This is a genomic window from Streptomyces longwoodensis (assembly GCF_001514125.1).
In the GTDB taxonomy this organism is placed as follows: domain Bacteria; phylum Actinomycetota; class Actinomycetes; order Streptomycetales; family Streptomycetaceae; genus Streptomyces; species Streptomyces longwoodensis.
This window is the reverse complement of record NZ_KQ948551.1, coordinates 230142-256192: the sequence shown is the minus strand read 5'-3', so window position 1 is coordinate 256192 and position 26051 is coordinate 230142. Positions and strand designations below refer to the sequence as shown.

The 26051-nt window shown below is 72.0% G+C and carries 19 protein-coding genes; 9 read left to right on the top strand and 10 right to left on the bottom strand.

What is annotated here, in order from left to right:
* Positions 1-155: 155 nt before the first annotated feature.
* The 5 genes from AQJ30_RS10175 to AQJ30_RS10155 form a co-directional block, all read right to left on the bottom strand.
* On the bottom strand, positions 156-1535 hold the full coding sequence (locus AQJ30_RS10175) for an alpha-amylase (RefSeq protein WP_211278956.1): 1380 nt from the start codon (positions 1533-1535) through the stop codon (positions 156-158).
* A 120-nt stretch (positions 1536-1655) separates the two neighbouring features.
* Positions 1656-3341, bottom strand: coding sequence for a glycoside hydrolase family 13 protein (locus tag AQJ30_RS10170; protein ID WP_067231533.1), 1686 nt, complete (start codon positions 3339-3341; stop codon positions 1656-1658).
* 218 nt (positions 3342-3559) lie between these two features.
* Complete coding sequence (locus AQJ30_RS10165) at positions 3560-4468, bottom strand: sugar ABC transporter permease (protein ID WP_067231531.1); 909 nt, start codon at positions 4466-4468, stop codon at positions 3560-3562.
* A gap of 13 nt (positions 4469-4481) precedes the next feature.
* Positions 4482-5483, bottom strand: coding sequence for a carbohydrate ABC transporter permease (locus AQJ30_RS10160; protein ID WP_067231528.1), 1002 nt, complete (start codon positions 5481-5483; stop codon positions 4482-4484).
* A gap of 141 nt (positions 5484-5624) precedes the next feature.
* Positions 5625-6896 carry an extracellular solute-binding protein gene (locus AQJ30_RS10155; protein ID WP_067231526.1) on the bottom strand — a complete coding sequence of 424 codons (1272 nt, stop codon included), beginning with the start codon at positions 6894-6896 and terminating at the stop codon, positions 5625-5627.
* 431 nt (positions 6897-7327) lie between these two features.
* On the opposite strand from AQJ30_RS10155, the gene AQJ30_RS10150 reads away from it, so the two are divergent.
* Both AQJ30_RS10150 and AQJ30_RS10145 read left to right on the top strand, forming a co-directional pair.
* Positions 7328-8362 carry a LacI family DNA-binding transcriptional regulator gene (locus AQJ30_RS10150; protein WP_067231523.1) on the top strand — a complete coding sequence of 345 codons (1035 nt, stop codon included), beginning with the start codon at positions 7328-7330 and terminating at the stop codon, positions 8360-8362.
* A 130-nt stretch (positions 8363-8492) separates the two neighbouring features.
* Positions 8493-9449, top strand: coding sequence for a phosphatase PAP2 family protein (locus tag AQJ30_RS10145; RefSeq protein WP_067231521.1), 957 nt, complete (start codon positions 8493-8495; stop codon positions 9447-9449).
* Here the strand turns inward: AQJ30_RS10145 and AQJ30_RS10140 are convergent.
* The gene (locus AQJ30_RS10140; protein WP_067231518.1) at positions 9437-12442 is read right to left on the bottom strand and encodes a bifunctional [glutamine synthetase] adenylyltransferase/[glutamine synthetase]-adenylyl-L-tyrosine phosphorylase; all 3006 of its coding nucleotides are present in this window, start codon (positions 12440-12442) and stop codon (positions 9437-9439) included. The genes AQJ30_RS10145 and AQJ30_RS10140 overlap by 13 nt on opposite strands.
* A gap of 40 nt (positions 12443-12482) precedes the next feature.
* The gene (locus AQJ30_RS10135) at positions 12483-13502 is read right to left on the bottom strand and encodes a DUF72 domain-containing protein (protein WP_079083959.1); all 1020 of its coding nucleotides are present in this window, start codon (positions 13500-13502) and stop codon (positions 12483-12485) included.
* A gap of 182 nt (positions 13503-13684) precedes the next feature.
* Here AQJ30_RS10135 and AQJ30_RS10130 point away from each other — a divergent pair, with 182 nt between their 5' ends.
* The gene (locus AQJ30_RS10130) at positions 13685-14131 is read left to right on the top strand and encodes a VOC family protein (protein WP_067231516.1); all 447 of its coding nucleotides are present in this window, start codon (positions 13685-13687) and stop codon (positions 14129-14131) included.
* A 183-nt stretch (positions 14132-14314) separates the two neighbouring features.
* Positions 14315-16717, top strand: coding sequence for an Orn/Lys/Arg family decarboxylase (locus tag AQJ30_RS10125; protein WP_067231513.1), 2403 nt, complete (start codon positions 14315-14317; stop codon positions 16715-16717).
* A gap of 17 nt (positions 16718-16734) precedes the next feature.
* On the opposite strand, the gene AQJ30_RS10120 is transcribed toward AQJ30_RS10125, so the two are convergent.
* Entirely contained in the window at positions 16735-17283 is a 549-nt protein-coding gene (locus tag AQJ30_RS10120; protein WP_067231510.1) for a GNAT family N-acetyltransferase, read from the bottom strand.
* A 32-nt stretch (positions 17284-17315) separates the two neighbouring features.
* Positions 17316-18677, bottom strand: coding sequence for a type I glutamate--ammonia ligase (gene glnA / locus AQJ30_RS10115; RefSeq protein ID WP_067231507.1), 1362 nt, complete (start codon positions 18675-18677; stop codon positions 17316-17318).
* A gap of 368 nt (positions 18678-19045) precedes the next feature.
* Between glnA and AQJ30_RS10110 the strand changes: the two genes are divergently transcribed.
* From AQJ30_RS10110 to AQJ30_RS10100, 3 genes are all read left to right on the top strand, one after another.
* Positions 19046-19723, top strand: coding sequence for a thioredoxin-like domain-containing protein (locus AQJ30_RS10110; protein WP_067231504.1), 678 nt, complete (start codon positions 19046-19048; stop codon positions 19721-19723).
* Positions 19724-19734: 11 nt separating this feature from the next.
* Positions 19735-20343: a DUF305 domain-containing protein gene (locus AQJ30_RS10105; protein WP_391948582.1), complete on the top strand. Its 609-nt coding sequence runs from the start codon at positions 19735-19737 to the stop codon at positions 20341-20343.
* Between the two features lie 188 nt (positions 20344-20531).
* Positions 20532-22469 carry a S53 family peptidase gene (locus AQJ30_RS10100; RefSeq protein ID WP_067231499.1) on the top strand — a complete coding sequence of 646 codons (1938 nt, stop codon included), beginning with the start codon at positions 20532-20534 and terminating at the stop codon, positions 22467-22469.
* 202 nt (positions 22470-22671) lie between these two features.
* Here the strand turns inward: AQJ30_RS10100 and panB are convergent, their stop codons facing one another.
* The gene (panB, locus tag AQJ30_RS10095) at positions 22672-23547 is read right to left on the bottom strand and encodes a 3-methyl-2-oxobutanoate hydroxymethyltransferase (protein WP_067231497.1); all 876 of its coding nucleotides are present in this window, start codon (positions 23545-23547) and stop codon (positions 22672-22674) included.
* A gap of 189 nt (positions 23548-23736) precedes the next feature.
* On the opposite strand from panB, the gene AQJ30_RS10090 reads away from it, so the two are divergent.
* Both AQJ30_RS10090 and AQJ30_RS10085 read left to right on the top strand, forming a co-directional pair.
* Positions 23737-25326: an MFS transporter gene (locus AQJ30_RS10090; RefSeq protein ID WP_067231494.1), complete on the top strand. Its 1590-nt coding sequence runs from the start codon at positions 23737-23739 to the stop codon at positions 25324-25326.
* A 106-nt stretch (positions 25327-25432) separates the two neighbouring features.
* Positions 25433-26047: a TetR/AcrR family transcriptional regulator gene (locus tag AQJ30_RS10085; RefSeq protein WP_245726881.1), complete on the top strand. Its 615-nt coding sequence runs from the start codon at positions 25433-25435 to the stop codon at positions 26045-26047.
* The last annotated feature ends 4 nt before the right edge of the window (positions 26048-26051 follow it).

Genomic DNA, 26051 nt, shown 5'->3' with positions numbered 1-26051 from the left:
ACCCCCGCCGAAAGCTTTACAGCAAGAGTCCTGCAACCAATAGCAAGTCTTTTCATGAGGGGGTGCTCCTCCCCCGCTGGTCGGCACGAACCGCCCGTGCGCGACGGGCGGTTCGTCCGGTCACCCGGAGGGCGGCTCCGGCGTGCGGGAGCGGCTCAGCAGGTCGACTTGCCCGCGTAGACCGCCAGCGCCGTGTGGGCGCCCAGGGTGGCCGTGAACTGGCCCGAGGAGTTCACCGTCACCGTCGTGTTGTTCTGCACGTTGCAGTACGTCCCTGCGGGCAGCGAGGTCTGGTAGGTGCGGCTGAGGCTGCCGGACTCGTGGTTGATGGCCACGTAGCCCTTGCTGCCGCGGCCGAAGGCGATCGCGTCGCCGCCGTTGTCCCACCAGTTGGTGACCGCCTGGCCGCGGGTGGCGTTGCGGAAGGCGACCATGCGCATGATCTCCGGCCACTTGTGCTGGCACTTCCAGCCGTCCTGCCAACAGGCGTTCACCGTGCCGCCATTGGGCGGTCCGGCGTCCGCGTCCGACCACTCGTAGCCGGAGTTGACGTCGGGCGCGCCGTAGGGCCAGGCGAGCATGAAGACGTTGGCCAGGGTGTAGGTGGCGCCGTCCTTGTAGTTGAGGGTGGAGCCGTTGCGCTCGGTGTCGTGGTTGTCGACGAAGACGCCCGCGGCGGAGCTGTTCAGGTAGCCCCAGGCCTCGCCGTAGTTCTTCAGGTAGGCGAGGTTCTCGTTGGTGAAGACCCGCTTGAGGTCGTAGGCGTAGCGGAACTCCTGGACGTCGCCGTTGCCGGTGTACTCGGTGGGCTGGACGGCCTCCCCGGCGCCGTAGATGACCTCCTGCTTCCAGTACACCGACGGGTTGGTGAGCCGGGACTTGATGGTGGCGAGGTCGGCGGTGTCGATGTGCTTGGCGGCGTCGATGCGGAAGCCGTCCACGCCGAGGGTGAGCAGGTCGTTCATGTACCCGGCGATCGCGCCGCGGACGTAGGACTCGCCGGTGTCGAGGTCGGCGAGGCCGACCAGCTCGCAGTGCTGGACGTTCCAGCGGTCGGCGTAGTTGCCGACCTGACTGGTGCAGTCGTCGAAGTCGTACGAGGAGTACAGCCCGGGGTAGTTGTACTTCGTGTACGAGGAGCCGCCGGTGCCGGTGCCGTTGCCGGCCGCCATGTGGTTGATGACGGTGTCGGCGACGACCTTCACACCGGCCGCGTGGCAGGTGGAGACCATGTTCTTGAAGGCGGTCCGGTCGCCGAGCCGTCCGGCGATCTTGTAGGAGACCGGCTGGTACGAGGTCCACCACTGCGAGCCCTGTATGTGCTCGGCGGGCGGGGAGACCTGCACGTAGCCGTAGCCGGCCGGGCCGAGGGTGCTGGTGCACTCCTTGGCCACCGAGTCGTACTTCCACTCGAAGAGGACCGCGGTGACGTCCTTGGTGCCGGGCGGGGAGGCCTGTGCACTAGTCGGGTTCATGCCAACCGTAGCGGCGGCTGCGAGGAGGAGAGCCGCCGAGAGGGTCGTTCTGCGTGCCATGTGGGGTTCCTTCACCGTTGAAGGTTCTTGCTGCAATCTTGCTGAAACCTTGCAGTGACGCAGATGTTAAAGGCCCGCCGCCCAAATGGGCAGCGGGCCGGAGCAAGTTGATGCAAGAAATTACCGGGCGGTGCTCCACCACACCGTGGTGTCCGCCGGGACCTCGGCCTCGCCGCCGGTCTCGGCGACGTCACCGCTGGCCAGCAGCAGCTGCCCGTACGCGGGCGTCGTCACGGACTCCCCGGTGGTGTTGGCGACGCACACGAACTCCCCGCGCCGGAAGGCCAGGACGCCCGCGGGCGCCTTCAGCCACTCCACACCGTCGCCGGCGCCGAGGTCGGGCTGCTCGCGGCGCACCCGCAGCGCGGCGCGGTACAGCTCCAGCGTCGACCCGGCCCGGCCGGTCTGCGCCTCGACGCTCAGCTCGGCCCACCCGGCCGGCTGGGGCAGCCAGCTGCCGCCGCCGCCGAAGCCGTACGAGGAGCCCTCGCGGGTCCACGGGATCGGCACCCGGCAGCCGTCGCGGAAGCCGTCCTGGCCCGCGCCGCGGAAGTACGCCGGGTCCTGGCGCACCTCGTCGGGCAGGTCGACGACGTCCGGCAGGCCCAGCTCCTCGCCCTGGTAGACGTAGGCGGAGCCGGGCAGCGCCAGCATCAGCAGGCTGGCCGCCCGGGCCCGGCGCAGACCGAGCTCGCGGTCGCCGGCCAGCCGGATCTGGGTACCCAGGCCCGGCGGGTTGGCGAAGCGGGTGGCGTGCCGGGTGACGTCGTGGTTGGACAGCACCCAGGTGGCGGGGGCGCCGACCGGGCGCATCGCCTCCAGCGTGCGGTCGATGACCTCGCGCAGCTCCGCCGCGTCCCACGCGGTCGACAGGTACTGGAAGTTGAACGCCTGGTGCAGCTCGTCGGGGCGGACGTAGTGCGCGGTGCGCTCGATGGTCGGGGTCCACGCCTCGGCCACGAAGATGCGCTCCCCGGCGTACTCGTCGAGCACCGTGCGCCACTGCCGGTAGATCTCGTGCACGCCCTCCTGGTCGAAGAACGGCATGACATCGTTGCCCAGCAGCTTGAGTTGGTCGTGGGCGCCCAGGTCGGGCAGCCCCGGCGCCTTGACCAGGCCGTGGGCGACGTCGATGCGGAAGCCGTCGACGCCCATGTCCAGCCAGAAGCGCAGGATCGAGCGGAACTCGTCGCCGACCGCCGGGTGGTCCCAGTTGAAGTCGGGCTGCTCGGGGGCGAACAGGTGCAGGTACCACTCGCCGGGGGTGCCGTCGGGCTCGGTCACCCGGGTCCAGGCCGGGCCGCCGAAGATGGACTCCCAGTCGTTGGGCGGCAGTTCGCCGTGCGCGCCCTTGCCGGGGCGGAAGTGGTAGCGCTCGCGCAGCGGGGAGCCGGGGCCCTCGGCGACGGCGCGCTTGAACCACTCGTGCTGGTCGGAGGAGTGGTTGGGGACCAGGTCGACGATGATCCGCAGGCCCAGCCCGTGGGCGTCGCGGATCAGGGCGTCGGCGTCGAGGAGGCTGCCGAACATCGGGTCGACGGCGCGGTAGTCGGCCACGTCGTAGCCGGCGTCGGCCTGCGGGGAGGCGTAGAAGGGGCTGAGCCACACCGCGTCCACGCCGAGGTCGCGCAGGTACGGCAGGCGGGAGCGTACGCCTTCCAGGTCGCCCATGCCGTCGCCGTTGCTGTCGGCGAAGCTGCGTGGGTAGACCTGGTAGATCACCGCGTCCCGCCACCAGTCGCCGCGCGGGGCGACGGTGGCGAGGGCGGTGTGCGGGGCCGGTGCGGCGGAGTGCTGCTGGCTCATGGCGTCCTTGATGCGTAAGGGAAGGGAGGTCATGGGTCGTCTTCGGCGGCGGACGGTGCGGACGGTGACGAGGTGGCCGCGGGGTCAGCGGGGTCGGATGGACCCCGCGGCCACCACCCCTCGCCGGCACCCGGGGGAACCTGGTCCCGGGCCGTCGTGGCTCGGGCAGGCCGGGTGCGGCGCGGGAGTCCGGTGCCCGAGGGCGCGCCCGGGGGCGCTCAGCCCTTGGTGCCGCCTGCGGTGAGTCCGGTCACCAGGTTCTTCTGCACGAGGTAGAAGAACGCGGACACGGGTATCGCGATGAGCACCGCGGTGGCGGCCATCAGGTTGCGCTGGGCGTCGTGCTCGCTGACGAAGCTCTGCAGGCCGACGGCGAGCGTGTACTTCTGGTCGTCCAGCATGAAGGTCGTCGCGAAGGCGACCTCGCCGAACGCGGTGATGAAGCTGTAGAAGGCGGCGACCGCCAGGCCCGGCTTGGCGAGCGGCAGGATGAGCCGGAAGAAGGTGCCGAACGGGCTCAGCCCGTCCACCCGGCCGGCCTCGTCGATCTCGAACGGGATGGTGTCGAAGTAGCCCTTGAGCAGCCACGCGCAGTACGGCACCGCGGTCGAGCAGTAGACCAGGATCAGGCCGAGGTAGGTGTCGATGAGCTGGAGGTCGGCCATGATCTGGTACATCGGCACCATCAGGACGGCCACGGGGAACATCTGGGTGACCAGCAGCACCCACATGAACTTGCGGTAGCCCGGGAAGCGCATCCGCGACACCGCGTAGCCGGTGGTCGCGGCGACCAGGACGCCGAGCAGGGTGGTGCCCAGCGACACGATCAGCGAACTGGTCAGCCAGTCGAAGAAGTTGGTGTGCTGCAGGACGAACGCGTAGTTGTCGAAGGTCATCTTCGACCAGATGCGCCCGGGGTGCAGGTAGTCGTCCTTGTCCGGTCCGAGGGACAGGAACACCAGCCAGGCGACCGGGAACAGGGCGACCAGGCTCGCGACGATCAGGATGCCGTGCGAGGTGAGGGCGGCCAGCGGGCTGCTCTCGCCGCGCCGGCGCACCCGCCCGGGGGCCGGCGCGGGGCTGTCCTTCGTCACGGCGGCGGAGGTCTCGACGGTGGTCGTGCTCATGGGAACTCCTGCCTCAGATCGCGAGCTGCTGCTCGTTGCGGTTCAGCCAGCGGCGGTAGAACGACGTGAAGACGATCAGGATGGCCAGCAGCAGGATGCCGTACGCGGCCGACTGGGCGAAGTCACGCGGCTGCTGTCCGAAGCCGAGGTAGTACGCCCAGGTGACCAGGATCTGCGCGTCCGGGGCGGTGTTGCCGAACAGCAGGAAGATCACCGCGAACTGGTTGAACGTCCAGATGATGCCGAGCAGGACGACCGTGGAGCTGACCGTGCGCAGGCCCGGGAGGGTGACGTAGCGGAACCGCTGCCAGGCGCTCGCGCCGTCCATCTCGGCGGCCTCGTAGAGCGTGCCGTCGATGGACTGCAGGCCGCCGAGCAGCGAGACCATCATGAACGGCACACCGCACCAGGTGTTCACCATGATCGCGGCGAACCGCTGCCAGAAGGTGTCCTCCAGCCACTGCGGGGTCGGCAGGTGCAGCGCGTCCAGGGCGGCGTTGATGATGCCGGAGTCGGCGAGCATGAAGCGCCAGCCGAAGACGGTGACGAACGTCGGCACGGCCCAGGGCAGGATGAGGAGCAGGCGGTAGACGGTGCGGCCGCGCAGCTTCTGGTTGAGCAGCAGGGCGAGGCCCAGGCCGATGGTGTAGTGCAGCGCGACGCACAGCGCGGTCCACGCGACGGTCCACAGGAAGTGCGACCAGAAGCGGTCGTAGGCGGTCGGGCCCCACAGGATGTCGGCGTAGTTGTCCAGGCCGATGAACTTGTAGGTGGCGTCGATGTGGTTGACGCCGATGGTGCGCGCGGTGTTGAGGCTGTTGGCGTCGGTGAGGGTCAGGTAGAGGCCGTACACCAGGGGGTAGATCACCAGGACGCCGAGCACGACGACGACCGGGGCGATCATGGCGTAGGCGTACCAGTTCTTCTGGTAGCTGTGCTTCAGGCGCCGGCCCAGGCCGGGCCGCGGCGCGTCACCGCGGCGCTTGCCGGTCGCGCGGTCGATGGCGACTGTCATGGTGCGACAACCTTCGTGAAGTCCTGCGGAGCGAGGTCCGGGAGAGCGGTCGGTACGGCGCCCGGGTGGTGCGGCGCGCAGGCCGCCGGCCGCCGGGGCCCGGTCCCGTCAGGGGGGCCGGGACCCGGCGGCCGTGCGGGCTCACTTGCTGAAGTCGGGCACCAGCTTGGCGATGGCGACCTCGGCGTTGCTCAGGCCCTTGTCCAGGGACTCCTTGCCGCCCGCGATCTTGGGCAGTTCGGTGTCGAGCGGGCCCCACAGCGAGCTGTACTCCGGCAGCGCGGGGCGCGGCTGGGCGGCGGACAGGACCGTGCCGTAGCCGGCGATGCCCGGGTCGGCCTTGACCTGGTCGGTGTAGGCGTCGTCGCGCGTGGGCAGCGTGGAGTTCTTCAGCGCGATGGCCGACTGGGACTTCGCGGAGGTCATGAAGTTCACGAACTTCAGGGCCGCCTTCTGGTGGGCGGAGTCCGAGCCGGCGTAGACCGAGAGGTTGTGGCCGCCGGTCGGGGCGCCCGCCTTGCCGGCCGAGCCGGCCGGGACGGTGGCGATGCCGAGGTTGTTCTTGTCGGCGAACGCCGAGCCCTTGTAGAAGTTGGTGATCTCCCACGGGCCCTGGATGATCGCGGCGACCTTGCCGTTGACGAACGCGTCCTGGATGTGGGCGTAGGCGTCGGCGGTGGTGTCGGCCTTGTGCAGGCCCTTGCCGGAGAACAGGCTCAGCCAGGTGCCGTAGCCCTTCTTGGCGGCCGCGGAGTTCACCGTGATCTTCTTGGCGCCGGCGTCGACCGTGTCGGTGCCCTCGCCGTAGAGGAAGGACTGGGCGTAGTAGGCCTGGGTGGAGCCCCAGTAGCCGTCGACGCCGGTCTTGGCCTTGACCGTGGCGGCCGCGGTCTTCAGCTCGTCCCAGGTCTTGGGCGGCTGGACGCCGGCCTTGGCGAAGAGCTGCTTGTTGTAGACCAGCGCCAGGGTGTCGGTGACGAGCGGCACGCCGTACGTCTTGCCCTCGTACTGGGCCTGCTCGATCAGGTTGGACTTGAACTTGTCCTTGTCCGCGAGGGCCTCGGTGCCGTCCAGCGGCAGGAAGTAGCCCTTCTTGGCGAACGCGGGGGTCCAGCCGACCTCCGAGCGCAGCACGTCCGGGGCGCCCTTGGAGCCGGCGGCCGTGTCGAACTTGTTCTGGGCCTGGTCGAACTGGACGTTGACGTACTTGACCTTGACGTCCTTGTTCGCGGCCTCGAACTCCTTGATCAACGCCTGGTACGTCGGCGCCTCGTTCGTCGCGTTGGAGGTGTCCCACCAGGTGATGGTGACCGGCCCGCTCGAGTCGCTGCCGCTGTCGTCGTCTCCGCCGCAGGCCGTCGCCGCGAGGGCGAGGGACGCCACCAGCGCGGTGGCCGCTATGCCACGCCGCATGAGTTCTCCTTGAGGGTGTGAGCCCGTGTAGCTACAGGAGCGGCCCCGTCCGCCGTTCCTGTCGACTTGCCGACAAGCGCCATCGCCGCCGCCGGGCGACCAGGAACGTAACAGCCGTGCAATCGTTCCGAAAGACCTTGCAGAAAAAAAGTGCAAGAGATCGCGGAAGTTACCTCGGCGTGACCGCGTGTCGACCGTTGTGAGACCGCAGTTTTACGGGCTCTGAGCGGGACCGCCCGCGCTGTGCAAGACTCTGCAAGCTCTTGCCATCCGTTTCCGGTACGGGAATCATCACGTTGCAGGGGACAGGACGCCGACCAGAATCACGAGGGATCTCGATGACGCAGCAGCCCGCAGCGCGGCGTTCAACCGCTCGCCTCCGGCGTCCGATTGGTGTGCAAAGGGAGATACGACAGGTACAGTCCAGTGGCGTGACCACACGGCTTGCCGATATCGCTGCGCAGGCGGGGGTGAGCGAAGCGACCGTCAGCCGGGTCCTCAACGGGAAGCCGGGCGTCGCCGCCACCACCCGCCAGTCCGTGCTCGCCGCGCTCGACGTACTGGGCTACGAACGCCCCGTGCGCCTGCGCCAGCGCAGCGCCGGCCTGGTCGGGCTCATCACGCCCGAGCTGGAGAACCCGATCTTCCCCGCGCTGGCCCAGGTCATCGGGCAGGCGCTGACCCGGCAGGGCTACACCCCGGTGCTCGCCACCCAGACCCCGGGCGGCTCCACCGAGGATGAGCTGACCGAGATGCTGGTCGACCGCGGGGTCGCCGGGATCATCTACGTCTCCGGGCTGCACGCGGACACCACCGCCGACATGCAGCGCTACGAGCAGCTGCGCGCCCAGGACGTGCCGTTCGTGCTCGTCGACGGCTTCTCCCCCAAGGTGCAGGCGCCCTTCATCTCCCCCGACGACCGGGCCGCGATGAACCTGGCGGTGACCCACCTGGTGTCGCTGGGCCACACGCGGATCGGCCTGGCGCTCGGGCCGAAGCGGTTCGTGCCGGTCCAGCGCAAGATCGAGGGCTTCGTGCGCACCGTGCAGGACCAGCTGGGGCTCAGCCCCGAGACGATCGAGACGGAGCTGGTCCAACACTCCCTGTACACGCTGGAGGGCGGCCAGGCGGCCGCCAGCGCGCTCATGGACCGGGACTGCACGGCCGTGGTGTGCGCGAGCGACATGATGGCGCTCGGCGCGATCCGGGCCGCCCGGCAGCGGGGCCTCGAGGTGCCGCACGACGTCTCCGTCGTCGGCTTCGACGACTCCCCGCTGATCGCCTTCACCGACCCGCCGCTGACCACCATCCGCAAGCCGGTGCCGGCCATGGGCCAGGCGGCCGTGCGCACCCTGCTGGAGGAGATCGGCGGGACCCCGGCCCCGCACAGCGAGTTCGTGTTCATGCCGGAGCTGGTGGTGCGCGGCTCCACGGCCTCGGCCCCAGGGGACCGGCATCGTCCGTAGGGCGGAGCGCCCGGGTGGGGGCCACTGCGCCGGGAGGACGTCCGTGGGGTCCGCCGGGCGGAGAACGTGCGGGCCGGACCCGACCGGGGGATGATCAGGGCGGAAGGCTTTTCTGGCAGACTCTGTGTCCATGGGTGAACCGACCGTGACGTCTCCGGAAGGCCGTGAGGAGGTCGTTCGGCACCCCGTCACGGTCCCGGACCGGCGTGGGCCGCTGCACCGGCCGCGCACACCGCGCCGTCCCCGGCTGTGGTTCGAGGTCCTGCTGATCGCGGTCAGTTACTGGACGTACTCGCTGATCCGCAACGCCGTGCCCGAGCAGAAGCACGAGGCGCTGCGCAACGCCGACCGGGTCTGGGCCCTGGAGCACCACCTCGGCCTGGCCGTCGAGCAGTCGGTCAACCACGCGGTGAACTCGGTGACCTGGCTGATCGTGGGCATGAACTACTACTACGCCACCTTGCACTTCGTGGTGACGCTGGGTGTCCTGGTGTGGCTGTACCGCAGTCATCCGGGCCGGTACGCGGCGGCCCGGACGGTGCTGTTCGCCACCACGGCCGTGGCGCTGGTCGGTTACTACCTGTATCCGCTCGCCCCGCCCCGGCTGATGAACGGCTCCGGCTTCGTCGACACGGTCCTGGCCCACCGCACGTGGGGTTCGATGGCCTCCGGCGACCTGAAGAACATGTCCAACCAGTACGCCGCGATGCCGTCCATGCACATCGGCTGGTCCCTGTGGTGCGGCCTGACCCTGTTCGCGCTGGCCCGCGTGCCCTGGGTGCGGGTGCTCGGCCTGCTCTACCCGGTCCTGACCCTGGTGGTCATCGTCGCCACCGCGAACCACTTCTGGCTGGACGCGGTGGGCGGTGTCCTCTGCCTCGCCTTCGGCTGCGCGGTCTCCGCGCTGTGGTACGGCGCGCTCCCCCAGCAGCTGCCCCGCACGGTGCCGTCCCGTACGGGGCCGTCGCGTGCTGAGCCGTCCCGTACGGGGCCGGTGCGTGCTGAGCCGTCCCGTACGGAGCCGTTGCCTGCCGAGCCGTCCCGCCCGGGGCCCTCGCGTGCGCGGCGCCGGCGTCAGGCCCCGTAGAACAGCTCGTCCACGACCGCCCGCGCCCGGCGGGCCGTGCGGCGGTAGGCGTCCAGGAGCTCCCCCACGTGTCCGGGGCCGTACCCCAGGTAGCGGCCCACCGCGGCCAGCTCGCGGGGCTCCGAGGGGAACGTGTCGCCCGCCCGGCCCCGCACCAGCATCACGGCGTTGCGGACCCGGGTCGCCAGGACCCACGCCTCGTCGAGCGTCCCGGCGTGCTCCGCCTCGATCAGACCGGCCTCCCGCGCCGCCGCGAGGGCCGCCCGGGTGCGGGTGGTGCGCAGGCCCGGCAGGGTGCTCCCGTGCCGCATCTGCAGCAGCTGCACGGTCCACTCCACGTCGGACAGCCCACCCGGCCCCAGCTTGGTGTGCAGCTTCGGGTCGGCGCCGCGCGGCATCCGCTCGGACTCCATGCGGGCCTTCAGGCGCCGGATCTCGCGGACCGCGTCGTCGCCGAGGCCGTCGGCCGGGTAGCGCAGCGGGTCGATCAGCTCCACGAAGCGCCGGCCCAGCTCCTCGTCGCCGGCCACCGGCTCGGCCCGCAGCAGCGCCTGCGCCTCCCACACCAGCGACCAGCGCCGGTAGTAGGCCGCGTACGACTTCAGGGTGCGCACCAGCGGCCCGGACTTGCCCTCGGGCCTCAGGTCGGCGTCGATCAGCAGCGGCGGGTCGGCGCTCGGCAGCTGCAGCAGCCGGCGCATCTCGGCGACGACGCGGTTCGCGGCCTGGGACGCCTCCCGCTCCTCGACGCCCTCCCGCGGCTCGTGCACGAAGATCACGTCGGCGTCGGAGCCGTAGCCCAGCTCGTGCCCGCCGAACCGGCCCATGCCGATGATCGCGAAACGGGTCGGCAGGTCGTCGCCCCAGCCCTCCCGCACCACCGCGCGCAGGGTGCCCGCGAGCGTGGCCGCGGTGAGGTCGGAGACGGCCGCGCCGACCCGGTCCACCAGGGCGCCCTGGTCGGCCTCGGCGGGCTGGGTCTCGGTGCCGTAGGAGCTGACGATGTCGCCGGCCGCCGTGCGGAACAGCTCGCGGCGGCGCACGCCACGGACCCCGGTGACCGCCTGCTCGGCGCCCGCCGCGCGGCGCACGGTGGCCAGTATCTCCTGCTCCAGCGGGGCCCGCCCGCGCGGCTCGAGGCCGCTGCCCGCGCGGCCGTCGCCGTCGCCGAGCAGGGCCACCGCCTCCGGGGCGCGCATCAGCAGGTCGGGGGCGAGCCGGCCCGCCGACAGCACCCGCGCCAGGTTCTCGGCGGCCGCCCCCTCGTCCCGCAGCAGCCGCAGGTACCAGGGGGTCTTGCCCAACGCGTCCGACACCTTGCGGAAGTTGAGCAGTCCCGCGTCCGGGTCGGCGGAGTCCGCGAACCAGCCGAGCAGCACCGGCAGCAGCGTGCGCTGGATGGCCGCCTTGCGGCTGACGCCCGACGCCAGCGCCTCCAGGTGCCGCAGCGCGGAGGCCGGGTCGGCGTACCCGAGCGCCACCAGCCGCTCGCGCGCCGCCACCGCGCTCAACCGTGCCTCGCCGGGCGCCAGTTGGGCCACGGCGTCGAGCAACGGCCGGTAGAACAGCTTCTCGTGCAGCCGGCGTACGACGGAGGCGTGCCGCTTCCACTCCCGGTTGAGCCCCGCCACCGGATCCGTGCGCAGCCCGAGGCTGCGGCCCAGGCGCCGTTGGTCGGTCTCGTCCTCGGGGACGAGGTGGGTGCGGCGCAGCCGGTACAGCTGGATGCGGTGCTCCATGGTGCGCAGGAAGCGGTACGCCTCGTCGAGCTGCACGGCGTCCGCCCGGCCCACGTACCCGCCGTCGGCGAGGGCCTGGAGCGCCTTCAGGGTGGTGCCGCTGCGCAGCGCGGCGTCGGTGCGGCCGTGCACCAACTGCAGCAGCTGCACGGCGAACTCGACGTCCCGCAGCCCGCCGGGGCCGAGCTTCAGCTCGCGGTCGACCTCGGAGGCGGGGATGTTCTCCACCACCCGGCGGCGCATCTTCTGCACGTCGGCGACGAAGTTCTCCCGCTCGGCCGCCTGCCACACCAGCGGCTGCAGCGCGGCCAGGTACGCCTCGCCGAGCTCCGGGTCGCCGGCCACCGGGCGGGCCTTGAGCAGCGCCTGGAACTCCCAGGTCTTGGCCCAGCGCTGGTAGTAGGCGACGTGGCTGCTGAGGGTGCGCACCAGGGGGCCGTTGCGCCCCTCGGGGCGCAGGTTGGCGTCGACCGGCCAGATCGACCCCTCGACGGTGGTCTCGGAGCAGATCCGCATCAGGTGCGAGGCGAGCCGGGTGGCCGCGCGCAGCGCCTTGTCCTCGTCGGCGCCCTCGACGGCCTCGCCGACGAAGATGACGTCGACGTCGGAGACGTAGTTCAGCTCGTGGCCGCCGCACTTGCCCATCGCGACGACCGCGAGCCGGCACAGCGCCGCGTCGTCGGGCGCGGCGGCCCGGGCCAGCGCGAGGGCGGCGCGCAGGGTGGCGGTGGCGAGGTCGGCGAGCTCGGCGGCGGTCTCCGCGACGTCGGTGGTGCCGCACACGTCCCGCGCCGCGATGGACAGCAGGCAGCGCCGGTAGGCGACCCGCAGCGCCACCGGGTCGTCGGCCTCGGCCAGCCCGCGCTCGAACTCGGTGACGCCCGGGTGCAGGTCCTGCGGCTCGTAGGTGACCAGGGCCTGCCAGTCGTGCGGGTGCCGGGCCAGGTGGTCGCCGAGCGCCGCGGAGGCGCCCAGCACGCCGAGCAGCCGGTCGCGCAGCGGCTTGGCCGCGATCAGCGTGTCGAGCAGACCGCGGCGCGCGGCGGGGTCGGGCTGTGCCTCCAGCAGCCGTACGAGGCCGCCCAGGGCCAGGTCGGGGTCGGCGGTGGCGCCCAGGGCCTCCAGCAGCACCGGGTCGCTGCGCACCCCGGTCAGCTCCTCGCCGGCCAGCAGGCGCTCGGCGGCGGAGGGGTCGGTGAAACCGTGCCGCAGCAGCCGTGTGAACGTACTGCTCCTGCGCCCCGGCGCCGTCATGTGCGGGCTCCCCTCGGCTGTGGGTCGTTCTGGCCAGAGCCTAACCGGCCGCGGAGCGGGGCGCTCCGTCGCGGGGGCGGGACCGGTGGGGGGCGGGCGGGGTGACGGGGGACGTCGGGGCCGGGGTGGTGGGCGGGGTGGGGTCCTCGGGGAAGTCCTCGGGGAAGGGCAGGGTGGGCTGCTCCGCCGGGCGCGGGAGGCGGGCCCCCAGGAGGCGCTGCATGAGGCCGGCCGCGCGGACCGCCGCGTCCGCACAGCAGTTGTTGAACAGCACGTGGGTCTCCGACGCGCGGGACGCCAGGGCGTGGATGCGGGGCAGCCACGCGGTCAGCTCGTCCTCGGTGTACGCGTGGCGGAAGCGGTCCTCCTTGCTGCCGGTCCCCCAGTGCTCGCTGCGGCCGTGGAAGCGGACCACTGCCGGGCCGGGCGCCGTCACGGGGGTCACGGGCGGCATGGAGGTGGGCAGGCCCTGGACCGTGTCGACGGCCACCGCGGTGGCGTCGAGGTCGGCGAGGAGGGCGGCCGTGGCGGCGGCCCGCTCGTCCGCCCACCAGGAGGGGTGGCGGAACTCCACGGCGACGGGCCAGTCCCGGGCCCGTTCGCGGGCCGCGCGCAGGACGCCCTCGGCCTCGGGGCCGGGGAGGAGGGACGGCGGGTACTGGAAGAGCAGGGTGCCCAGCCGCCCGGCGGCGCGCAGGGGCTCGACGGCCTCGGCGTACCGGGCCCAGACCTCGTCCAGCAGGCCCGGGTCGCGGGCCCCGCCCCGGGCGTGGGCGGACCGCAGGTCGGCGGGCAGCGCGGCGGGCCGGGTGGGGTGGCCGGTGAGCAGCGAGAACGCCTTGACGTCGAAGCGGAAGCCGTCGGGGGTGCGCTCGGCCCAGCGGCGCGTGGTGAGCGGGCTGGGCAGCGCGTAGTACGGCGAGTCCGCCTCGACCACGGGGAACCACTCGGCGTAGTGCCGCAGCCGTCCCTCGGCGTCGCGCCGCCCGCGCGGGTACCAGCCGCTGGCCACCAGCGCCTTGTCGGTCCAGGAACACGTGCCCACGAGGATGTCGCCCATGGGGCGCGGGTACCCCGACGGGCGTCCTTGCGGCACGTGTTGGGGGCGCGGACCGCGGACGGCGGCGCGGGACGGCCGTGCCGTGCGCTGGCGCGGCGCGGGTTTCTGGGCTTCGGTGAGTCGGGGAGGGTCGTGCCCCGACGCGCCGGCCCGTCGGCCCCACGTCGCCTTGGAGGACCGTCATGGACTTCTCGCTCGAAGTGATTCCGCTGCCCGTGAGCGACATCGACCGTGCCCGTGACTTCTACCGGGACCGGGTCGGCTTCCACGTGGACATCGACCAGGAGGTCGTGCCGGGCATGAGGATCGTGCAGCTGACGCCGCCGGGCTCGGGCTGTTCGGTCGCGCTCGGCGACAGCATCTGGGAGATGGCGGGCGGCCCGCGCCCGGCGCCCGGCTCCTACCAGGGCCTGCAGCTGTGCGTGGCCGACATCGAGGCGGCGCGCGCGGAGTTGACCGGGCGGGGCCTGGAGGTGTCGGAGCCGGTGCGGTACTCCCCGGACGACGGGGCCACGTTCATGTACTTCAAGGACCCGGACGGCAACGGCTGGTCGGTCCAGGAGTACCGGCGCCGGGCCACCGAGCCGCTGCACCGGGTGCTGGCGGACCTGGCGTCCCGGCGGGAGTGACGGGCGGCGGGTCACCGGGAGCCCGCGGCGGAGGACCGCGGGGGAAGACGCGGGCCGGTCGGTCAACCCGGGGGACGCGTCCCTCCCTCCTCGGGGTGGTTTGCCGGGCCGCACGGTCCGCGCGTCGGCAGGTGGTCCGCACACTGGCCGGGGCGGCACCCGGTCGCCGACGGAGGGGGCGGCATGGCCGACAGCGGGGTCCTGATCGCGGTACGGGAACACCCCCGGGACGAGGGCGCGGCGGCCGGGCAACTGCGGGCCCTGCGGGACGCGATCGAGGCGGCCGGGTACGAGGTCCGCTGGGCGGTGACGGCCGCCGACGCGGAGGCGGTGCTGCGCACCGAGGCGGGGCTGGCGGCGGCGCTGGTGGCCTGGGACCTGCCCGACGGCCGGGGGCGGGGTGACGGCACCGGCGCCCACGACGGGGGCCGAGGGGACGGGTCCGGCGGGGCGGCCGTACTGCGCCAGGTGGGCCGCCGCTTCCAGGAGCTGCCGGTGTTCCTGGTGATGACCGACGACGGCGTACGGGACCTGCCGCTGTGGGTGTCGGAGACGGTGGTGGGCTACGTCTGGCCGCTGGAGGACACCCCCGGGTTCATCGCGGGCCGGATCACGACGGCGGCCCGCGCCTACCGGGAGGCCGTACTGCCGCCGTTCTTCCGGGCGTTGCGCCGTTTCGACGACGCGCACGAGTACTCCTGGCACACACCGGCCCACTCCGGTGGCGTCGCGTTCCTCAAGTCGCCCGCGGGGCGCGCCTTCCACGACTACTTCGGCGAACGGCTGCTGCGCAGCGACCTGTCGATCTCGGTGGAGGAACTGGGCTCGCTGTTCGAGCACACCGGCCCGATCGGCGAGGCGGAGCGCAACGCGGCGCGGGTCTTCGGCTCCGACCACACCTACTTCGTGCTGCACGGCGACTCCACCTGCAACCGCCTGGTGGGCCACTTCAGCGTCACGCGCGACGAGATCGCGCTGGTGGACCGCAACTGCCACAAGTCGGTGCTGCACGGCCTGGTGGTGTCCGGGGCGCGCCCGGTGTACCTCGTGCCCACCCGCAACGGCTACGGCCTGGCGGGCCCGTTGCCGCCGGCGGAGCTGGCGGCGGACGCGGTCGCGGCGCGGATCGCCGCGCACCCGCTGGCCCGGGGGGCGGTGTCGCCGCGGCCGCAGTACGCGGTGTTCACCAACTCCACCTATGACGGCCTGTGTTACGACGCGGCGGCCACGGCCCGCGCGTTCGCCGCGAGCACGCCCCGGCTGCACTTCGACGAGGCGTGGTTCGCGTACGCCCGTTTCCACCCGCTGTACGCGGGCCGGTACGGCATGTCGGTGGACGAGGAGAGCTTCCCGGGGCCGGACCGGCCGACGGTGTTCGCCACCCAGTCCACACACAAGCTGCTGGCGGCGCTGTCGCAGAGCGCGATGGTGCACGTGCGGCCCGCGCCGCGGGCGCCGGTGGAGCACGACCGGTTCAACGAGGCGCTGATGATGCACGGCACCACGTCGCCGCTGTACCCGATGATCGCCTCGCTGGACGTGGCCACGGCGATGATGGACGGGCCGCAGGGCCGGTGGCTGCTCGACGAGGCGGTGACCGAGGCGGTGCGGTTCCGCCAGGAGATGGTGCGGATCGGGCGGCGGATCGAGGCCGCCGGGGACCGGCCGCCGTGGTTCTTCGGGGTGTGGCAGCCTAAGACGGTGACGGACCCGGCGAGCGGGGAGCGGCTGCCGTTCGACGAGGCCCCGCCGGAGCTGCTGGCCACGGAGCCGTCGTGCTGGACGCTGGAGCCGGGCGCGGACTGGCACGGCTTCCCGGGGCTGGCCGAGGGCCACTGCATGCTGGACCCGATCAAGGTCACGCTGACCTGCCCGGGGATGACCGCGACCGGGGAGACGGCCGCCACGGGCATCCCGGCGCGGATCCTCACGGCGTACCTGGCCACCCGGAACATCGTGGTGGAGAAGACGGACAGCTACACGGCGCTGGTGCTGTTCTCGATGGGCATCACGAAGGGCAAGTGGGGGACGCTCCTGGACGCCCTGATGGACTTCAAGGCGCTGTACGACGGCGCCGCGCCCCTGGAGCGCGTCCTGCCGGCCCAGGCCGCGGCGCACCCCGGCCGCTACGCGGGCCTGACCCTGCGCGACCTCTGCCTGCAGATGCACGAGCACCTGCGCGAGATCCGCCTGGTGGAGCTGCTGGACGCGGCGTTCCAGCGGCTGCCGGAGCCGGTCGTGCCGCCGCAGCTGTGCTACCAGCGCCTGGTGCGCGGAGGCACCGAGCGGGTCCGGGTGGCCGACGCGGCGCACCGGGTGGCGGCCGCGATGGTCACGGTCACCCCGCCCGGCATCCCGGTCCTGATGCCCGGCGAGAGCACGGGCGCCCCCGACGGCCCCCTCCTGCGCTACCTCACGGCCCTGGAGTCCTTCGACCGCCACTTCCCGGACTTCGCCAGCGAGACCCACGGCGTGACGACCGCCCCGGACACGGGCGCCTACGCGATCGAGTGCCTCCGCGAGGCCCCGACCCACACCCCGGGCCAAGGCCGGGCCCCGGAGACGAGGACAGCCGCGCACCAGTAGCCGCAGGCGCTCGCATCTCAGGCGTCCGGGTCGCGCAAGCCGACCGCGTCGTGCCGCCAGAACGGCTCCGCGTAGACCAGCGTGCCCGTCATCCAGGGCTCGTGTGCCGGGAACCTGAAGACCTGGAAGGCGCCGTCCGGGATGCGCAGGGACGGCTTGCGGAAGCCGAGGTCGCCACCGGGCACGAAGCCGAAGCGCGCGTAGTAGCCCGGATCGCCCTCCAGGAAGACGAGCGGAACACCCCGCTCGGCGAGGACCCCCAGCCCGTGCCGCACCAGGGCCGAGCCGATGCCCCGCTGGTGCCGCTCGGGCGTCACGGCCAGCGGGCTGAGGACCTGCACGTCGACCAGCCGCCGGGGCGCGTCGAGCAGGCTCCGGGTGAACATGACGTGCCCGACGACCTGCCCGTCCCGCTCGGCGACCAGCGAGAGACCGTCCTCGGGCGTGAGGGTGCCCCGCAGGGTGTCGACCAGATCGGCGACGACGCGGCCGTGGTCGCCGAACGCCTCCAGGTGGAGGTCCCGCACGGCCTGCCGGTCGCCGGCCCGTTCTTCACGAAGATCCATGCCCGGAGGGTAACGGCCCCTCCGGGCCGCGCTCACAGCACCGGCAAGCTCTTCCGCAGCTCGAAGGCGGTCACCTCGGACCGGTACTCCTCCCACTCCTGCTTCTTGTTGCGCAGGAAGAAGTCGAAGACGTGTTCGCCCAGGGTTTCCGCGGCCAGGTCGCTGCGCTGCATCAGGGCCAGGGCCTCGCCGAGGTTCTGCGGGAGGGGTTCGATGCCCATGGCGCGGCGTTCCGCGTCGGAGAGGGCCCAGACGTCGTCCTCGGCGCCCGGCGGGAGCTCGTAGCCCTCCTCGATGCCCTTGAGGCCGGCGGCCAGCAGGAGGGCGTACGCCAGGTAGGGGTTGGCGCCGGAGTCCAGGGAGCGGACCTCCACGCGCGCGGAGCCGGTCTTGCCGGGCTTGTACATCGGGACGCGGACCAGGGCGCTGCGGTTGTTGTGGCCCCAGCAGATGTAGGAGGGGGCCTCGCCGCCCGCGCCCGCGGTGCGCTCGGTGCCGCCCCAGATGCGCTTGTAGGAGTTGACCCACTGGTTGGTGACGGCCGAGATCTCCGCCGCGTGCTTGAGCAGGCCGGCGATGAAGGAGCGGCCGACCTTGGAGAGCTGGTACTCGGCGCCGGACTCGTAGAACGCGTTGCGGTCGCCCTCGAAGAGGGAGAGGTGGGTGTGCATGCCGGAGCCGGGGTGCTCGGAGAACGGCTTGGGCATGAACGTCGCGTGGACGCCCTGCTCCAGCGCGACCTGCTTCATGACCAGGCGGAAGGTCATGACGTTGTCCGCGGTGGACAGCGCGTCGGCGTAGCGCAGGTCGATCTCCTGCTGGCCGGGGGCGCCCTCGTGGTGGGAGAACTCCACCGAGATGCCCATCGACTCCAGCATGGTGATGGCCTGGCGGCGGAAGTCCATGCCGATGTTCTGCGGGGTGTGGTCGAAGTACCCGGAGTTGTCGGCGGGGGTCGGCCGGGAGCCGTCCAGCGGCCGGTCCTTCAGCAGGAAGAACTCGATCTCGGGGTGGGTGTAGAAGGTGAAGCCGAGGTCGCTCGCCCGGGCCAGGGCGCGCTTGAGGACGTAGCGCGGGTCGGCGAAGGAGGGCGAGCCGTCGGGCATGAGGATGTCGCAGAACATCCGGGCCGTGCCGGGGGCCTCGGCGCGCCAGGGCAGGATCTGGAAGGTGGACGGGTCCGGCTTGGCGATCATGTCGGACTCGTGCACGCGGGCGAAGCCCTCGATCGCGGAGCCGTCGAAGCCGATGCCCTCGTCGAAGGCCTGCTCCAGCTCGGCCGGGGCCACGGCGACGGACTTGAGGAAGCCCAGCACGTCCGTGAACCACAGGCGTACGAACCGGATGTCGCGCTCCTCCAAGGTCCGGAGTACGAACTCCTGCTGCTTGTCCATCTTCCGCTTCCCCATCCTTGCTGGTCAGGCCGCCTGGCTCCCGCGCCACGGGAGGCGGTCGCGCACCTGAGCATCCCACCACAACACCATTTCACGCGCGTTGCGCACCATGATCGGCCCACCGAACCCGGAGTGAACGCCCCGCGTACGGCGGGTGTACCGCCCTGTGCCCATCTTGCCTGCTCGCACCGACATCCGTAACGGCGGACCCCGGCCGCGGGCGGGGTGACGGCGGGATCGTCGCACGGCACGGCCGCCGGGCACGAGCGGTCCGTGCCGGGCCCCCTACGACGAATCCCGTCCGTCGCCTACGATCAGCGGGCCCCACCCGTCCCGTCCCCCTCGCCCCTCCCAGAAGGACGTCATCCATGGGTTCCGCCAAGAGCAGCAGCAGCGCGGCGCGCACCGCGCGCATAGAGGAGATGCGGCGCGCGGAGAAGGCGCGTGAGCGGCGCAACCGGATCCTGGTGATCGCGGGCAGCGTCGTCGCGGTGGCCGCGCTCGTGGTGGGCGCCGTCGTCGTCGTGCAGGCGCGCTCCGACGACGACAAGGACACGGCCGCCTCGACGTCCGCCGACGCCAAGGGCGGCGACCGCTTCGTCACCGGCTCCGACGGGGTCCGCACGTGGCAGGGCAAGCTCGGCCGCACCCACGTCACCAAGAAGGTGTCGTACCCGATGGAGCCCCCGGTGGGCGGCGACCACGCGCAGGTCTGGATGAACTGCAACGGCAACGTCTACACCAAGTCCCTCAACCCCATGAACGCCGTGCATTCCCTGGAGCACGGCGCGGTGTGGGTGACGTACACCGGCAAGGCGGCCAAGGCGGACGTGGACGCGCTCGCCGCGAAGGTGCGCAGCACGCCGTACACGCTGATGAGCCCGGACGACGACCAGGCCGAGCCGATCATGCTGACCGCCTGGGGCCACCAGCGCGTGGTGAGCGGCGCGGGCGACCCGGCGGTGGGGGCGTTCTTCGAGAAGTTCGTGCAGGGCGCGCAGACGCCCGAGCCGGGCGCGGCGTGCACCGGCGGTCTGTCGCAGTGAGGTACGTGTCCGTGGCCGTCGCGGCGGCGGGGGTGCTCCTCGCCGCGGGGGCCGTCACCTACTCGGCCGTCGCCGGGGACGACGGCCCGGGCGTACGGCCGCCGTCCGCCGACTCGGCGGACGCCGGGTTCGCCCGGGACATGGCGGTGCACCACCAGCAGGCCGTGGAGATGTCGTACGTGGTGCGCGACCGCACCACCGACGCGGACGTGCGCCGGCTGGCCTACGACATCGCGCAGACGCAGGCCAACCAGCGTGGCATGCTGCTGGGCTGGCTGGACCTGTGGGGGCTGCCGAAGGTGTCGTCGAAGCCGCCGATGACCTGGATGGGCATGGGCCGGATGCCGGCCGGCGAGGACGGCGCGCTGATGCCGGGCATGGCGACCGACACCGAGATGAGGAAGCTGGGCTCGCTGAACGGCCGTCAGGCCGAGGTGTTCTACCTGCAGTTGATGACGGCCCACCACAAGGGCGGCATCCACATGGCCGAGGGCTGTGCGGCCCGGTGCACGGTGGGGGCGGAGAAGCGGCTCGCGCAGGGCATGGTGGACGCGCAGCAGTCCGAGATCGACCTGATGGCGGGGATGCTGAAGGAGCGGGGCGCGGCGCCGCGTCCGTGAGCCCCAGGGGGCCTTTGCGCGCCAAGTCGTAGGGTTTTCCCTCGACTTCGCGGACGTATCCGGCAAATGCGCACAGGTGGTGGCCGCTTGGGCTCTTCTTGGGACGCCCATTCCCCTGGCATGAAGGGTTCATCGCGAGAGTGGCCGGACCGAGTGATCACTCGGACCAACCGCACACAGGGGGTCCCATGAGATCCAACCGCGCCGCGCTGCGCGCCGGGGTGAGCATGGCAGCGACGCTGCCGATGCTCGCCGGTGCGCTCGCGCTCGGCATACCCGCGGCGCAGGCCGCGGACACCCCGGCCCGGGACACACTGGCAGGGACCAAGCCGGCGTGGGCGACGACCAAGGCGGACAAGGGCGCGACCGCGGACAGCGCCCAGGTCTCGGCCCGGGTCTACCTCGCCGGCCGTGACGCCCGTGGCCTGGCCGCCTACGCCCGCGCCGTCTCCGACCCGCACTCGGCCGCGTACGGCAAGTACCTCGGCGCCAAGCAGGCGCAGGCCCGCTTCGGCGCGACGAAGGCCCAGGTCGCCGCGGTCAAGAAGTGGCTGGCGTCGGCCGGTCTGAAGGTCACGGGCGTGACGCAGCACTACGTCTCCGTCACCGGTGACGTCGCCGCCGCCGAGAAGGCGTTCGGCACCCAGCTGCACAACTACGCCAAGGGCGGCCACACCTACCGCGCCCCGGCGAAGGCCGCCTCCGCGCCGGCCGCCCTGGACGGCGCCGTCCTCACCGTGACGGGCCTGGACAACGCCCCGCACAAGGCGAGTTCCAAGGACCAGCTGCCGCCGCCGGACGCCGTGTTCAAGAACTCCGGGCCGTTCTCCTCGTACTACGGCTCGAACATCGCGACCACGCTGCCCGACGCCTACGGCCACAAGATCCCGTACGCCGTGCAGGGCTACACCGGCAAGCAGCTGCGGGCCGCCTACGGCGCGGGCGCGTACACCGGCAAGGGGGTGCGCATCGCCATCACCGACGCGTACGCCTCCCCGACCATCGCCTTCGACGCGGCCACGTACGCGAAGAAGCACGGCGACGCGGCCTGGCGGACCGGCCAGCTGACGCAGGTCCTGCCGAAGAACTACACCAAGACCGAGGAGTGCGGGGCGGCCGGCTGGTACGGCGAGGAGACCCTCGACGTCGAGGCCGTGCACGCGGTCGCGCCGGCCGCGGACGTCACGTACGTCGGCGCCGCGTCCTGCTACGACGACGACCTGCTCGACTCGCTCAGCAAGATCGTCGACAACCACCTGGCCGACCTCGTCTCCAACTCCTGGGGCGACATCGAGGCCAACCAGACGCCGGACCTGGCGGCCGCCTACGACCAGGTCTTCCAGTTCGGCGCGGTGGAGGGCATCGGCTTCTACTTCTCCTCCGGCGACAACGGCGACGAGGTCGCCAACACCGGCACCAAGCAGGTCGACACCCCGGCCAACTCGGCGTGGGTGACGGCGGTCGGCGGCACCTCGCTGGCGGTCGGCAAGGACGACACGTACCTGTGGGAGACCGGCTGGGGCACCGAGAAGGCCTCGCTGTCGGCCGACGGCAAGAGCTGGACGGGCTTCCCCGGCGCCTTCACCTCCGGCGCGGGCGGCGGCACCAGCAGGACCGTCGCGGAGCCCTACTACCAGAAGGGCGTCGTCCCGGACGCGCTCGCGCGGGCCAACGGTGCCGCCGGCAACCGCGTCGTCCCGGACATCGCGGCGATCGCCGACCCGAACACCGGCTTCAAGGTCGGCCAGACCCAGACGTTCGCCGACGGCTCGCAGCAGTACAGCGAGTACCGGATCGGCGGTACGTCGCTGGCGGCGCCGGTGATCGCGGCGGTGCAGGCGCTGGCCACGGAGGCGCGCGGCGGCAAGGCCATCGGCTTCGCCAACCCGGCGATCTACGCCAAGGCCGGCAGCCGGGTCTACCACGACGTGACGGACAACCCGACGGGTTCCGGTCTCGCCGTTGCCCGCGTCGACTTCGTCAACGGCGTCGACGCGGCGGACGGTCTGGCCACGTCGGTGCGCAGCCTCGGCAAGGACAGCTCGCTGTCGGCCGTGAAGGGCTACGACGACGTGACGGGCGTCGGCTCGCCGGCGAAGGGGTACGTGGAGTCCTGGCGCCGGTGAGGTAGTCCCTGGGTGGGCACGCTCACGCGCCTTGAAGGGTCAGCGCTCGGCCCAGCCCCCCGATGAGCACAGCAACCACCGCTTGAGGGACCACGACGGCGAGCAACCACATCCGCGAGAGCGGCGCCGGTTTAGGCGCAAAAAACAGAAGCAGCCCGCCGACGGGGGAAGATCGGCGGGCTGTTTCGGTGTGCCGTGGTGGCTAGTGGACGGAGTGCTCGTCCTGGGGGAACGTTCCGCCGACCACGTCGTCGGCGAAGGCCCGGACCGCTCCGGTCATGACCTCGCGCAGGTCGGCGTACTGCTTGACGAACTTCGGCACCCGGCCCGGGGTCAGGCCGAGCATGTCGGTCCAGACGAGGACCTGGGCGTCGGTCTCGGGGCCGGCGCCGATGCCCACGGTCGGGATGTGCAGGACGCGGGTGACCTCGGCGGCCAGCTCGGCCGGGACCAGTTCGAGGACGACCGCGAAGGCGCCGGCGTCCTGGACGGCCTTGGCGTCGCGCAGGAGCTGCTGGGCCGCCTCCTCGCCCCGGCCCTGGACGCGGTAGCCCATGGCGTGGACGGACTGCGGGGTCAGGCCGATGTGGGCCATGACCGGGATGCCGGACTCCACCAGCAGGCGGATCTGCTCGTGCGAGCGCTCGCCGCCCTCCAGCTTCACGGCGCCCACCCCGGCCTCCTTGACCAGCCGGGTCGCCGAGCGCAGCGCCTGCACCGGGCCCTCCTGGTAGGACCCGAAGGGCAGGTCGCCGACGATCAGGGAGCGCTTGGTGCCGCGGACGACGGCCGCGGACAGCATGGTCATCTCGTCGAGGGTGACGGGCACGGTGGTCTCGTAGCCCAGGTGACAGTTGCCCGCCGAGTCGCCGACGAGGATCACCGGGATGCCGGCCTCGTCGAAGACGGAGGCGGTCATCGCGTCGTAGGCGGTGAGCATCGGCCACTTCTCGCCGCGTTCCTTGGCGAGGCCGATGTCGCGGACGGTGATGCGGCGCGTGCTCTTGCCCCCGTACAGCGCCCTGCTGCCGTCGGAGGACTGGGGGGATGCGCTCTGGGCAGCCGGAAGCTGCGTCATGGCAACGGCTCCTTACGTCATCTCGAGGCGCCCTGACGGCGTCCCCGGACCACTCCCATGGTGGCACCTCGTGCCACGCGGGGCCAGAGCGGGTCCGGAGATGCTCAGGGAAGTCCCGAGCGGGTAAGAGCTCGGTAAATCCTTTCGATACGAGACGGTGCCGTATCGAAATGTCGGTAGGCTCGTCCCATGACTTCTCCTGCCGCTCCCGCGGCCGAGCGGATCCCGGAGGCCGTGCACCGGCGCCGTTGGGCGATCCTCGGCGTGCTGATGCTGAGCCTGCTGATCGTGGTGCTCGACAACTCGATCCTCAACGTCGCCATCAAGACGATCTCGACTCCGGCTCCCACGGGCCTCGGCGCGTCGCAGAGCGAGCTCGAATGGGCGATCAACGCGTACACCCTGGTCTTCGCCGGCCTGCTGTTCTCCGCCGGTCTGCTCGGTGACCGGATCGGCCGCAAGAAGGTGCTGCTCGGCGGTCTCGCGGTGTTCGGCATCGGGTCGGCGCTGGCCGCCGAGTCCGGCTCGCCGGCACAGCTGATCGCCTTCCGGGCGCTGATGGCGCTCGGCGCGGCGTTCGTCATGCCGGCAACGCTGGCCGTGCTGATGAACGTCTTCGAGCGCGAGGAGCAGCCCAAGGCCATCGGCATCTGGGCGGGCGGCGTGGGTCTGGCCATCGCCATCGGGCCGATCACCGGCGGTGTGCTGCTCGCCCACTTCTGGTGGGGCTCGGTCTTCCTGATCAACGTGCCGATCGTGGTGCTGGCGATCGCGCTGATGGTGTGGCTGGTGCCGGACTCCCGCGACCCCAGCCCCGGCCGGATCGACCCGGTGGGCGTGGTGCTCTCGGTGGTCGGCCTGGTGCTGCTGGTCTACGGCATCATCAAGGGCGGCGAGCTGGCCGACTTCACCGACCCGGTCGTGCTGTCGACGATCGGCGCCGGCCTGGTGGTCCTCGCGGCGTTCGTGGTCTTCGAGAAGCGCAGCGACCACCCGTCCATCGACGTGACGTACTTCAAGAACAAGGTGTTCTCGGCCGCGATCGCCGCCATCGCGCTAGTGTTCTTCGCGCTGATGGGCGTGACGTTCTTCTCGGTGTTCTACACCCAGAGCGTGCGCGGGTACTCGCCGCTGCAGACGGGCCTGCTGATGCTGCCGCTGGCCGCCGCGCAGATGATCTTCGCGCCGCGGGCCCGGCTGGTGGTCGACCGGTTCGGCAACCGGGCCACGACCACCGCGGGCATGCTGGTCATCACGGCCACACTGGCGCTGTTCGGCACGCTGGACGCGGACACGCCGATCTGGTGGCTGGAGGTCGTGTTCTTCTTCATGGGCGCCGGGATGGCGCACATCATGACGCCCACCAGCGTCGTCATCATGCAGGCACTGCCGCGCGAGAAGGCCGGCTCGGCCTCCGCGCTCAGCAACACCTTCCGGCAGGTCGGCGGCGCGCTCGGCATCGCCGTGCTCGGCTCGGTGCTGTCGACGTCCTACCGCAACGGCATCGAGGGCCACCTGGGCCTGCTGCCGGCCGGGGCGCGGGACGCGGCCGGCGAGTCCATCGAGGCCACACTGGGCGTCGCCGCGAAGCTCGGCGCCCGCGGCGAGGGCCTGGTCGGCCCGGCCAACGACGCCTTCCTGCACGCCATGCACGTCACGGCGTTCTGGGGCGCGGGCGTGGCGCTGATCGGGGCGGTGGTCGTGGCGGCGTTCCTGCCGGGCAGGCCCCCGGCGCAGAAGGAGGGCACGGAGCCGGAGCTGGTGCGGGCCGAGTCCTAGGACGGCGGCGGGAGCGGGGCGGGGCGGGCGAGACACCCCCTGGGGGGCCCGCCCCGCCGCCGCACGCGTCCGCCGGTGACAATGGGTGCGCGACGAAGGGACGGGAGTGAACGTGACGGTAGGGGCCAGGGGCCGTCCCCGCAGCGAGGCCGTGGAGCGCGCCATCATCGAGGGGACCATGCGGCTTCTGGAGGAGGGCGTCCCGCTCGCCGAGGTGTCCATCGAGCGCATCGCCCGCACCGCCGGCGTCGGCAAGGCCGCGATCTACCGGCGCTGGAGCGGCAAGGAGGAGCTGTTCGTCGACGTCCTGCGGGCCTACGAGCCCGAGGAGCCCGAACTGCCCGGCACCTCCCTGCGCGACGACCTCGTGGTGCTGCTCGACTCGTTCCGCCGCCGCGGGGTCGCCAACCAGTCCTCCGCCCTGCTGCGCACCGTCCACGCCCAGATGAAGTCCAGCCCCAGGATCTGGGCGGCGTACGACAAGCTCGTCATCGCGCCCCGGCGCCGGAAGGCCGTCGAGGTGCTGCGCCGGGGCCAGGAGAACGGCGAACTGCGCGCCGACCTGGACCTGGAGCTGCTGCACGACGTCGTCGTGGGCCCCATGCTGATGCGCGTGGTGCTGCGCCCCGAGGCCGACCTCTCCGAGGACCTCGCGGCCCGGGTGGTCGACCTGGTGCTCGACGGCCTACGGCCCGTCAGTTCGCCGCCGTCCCGGCCGTAATGTG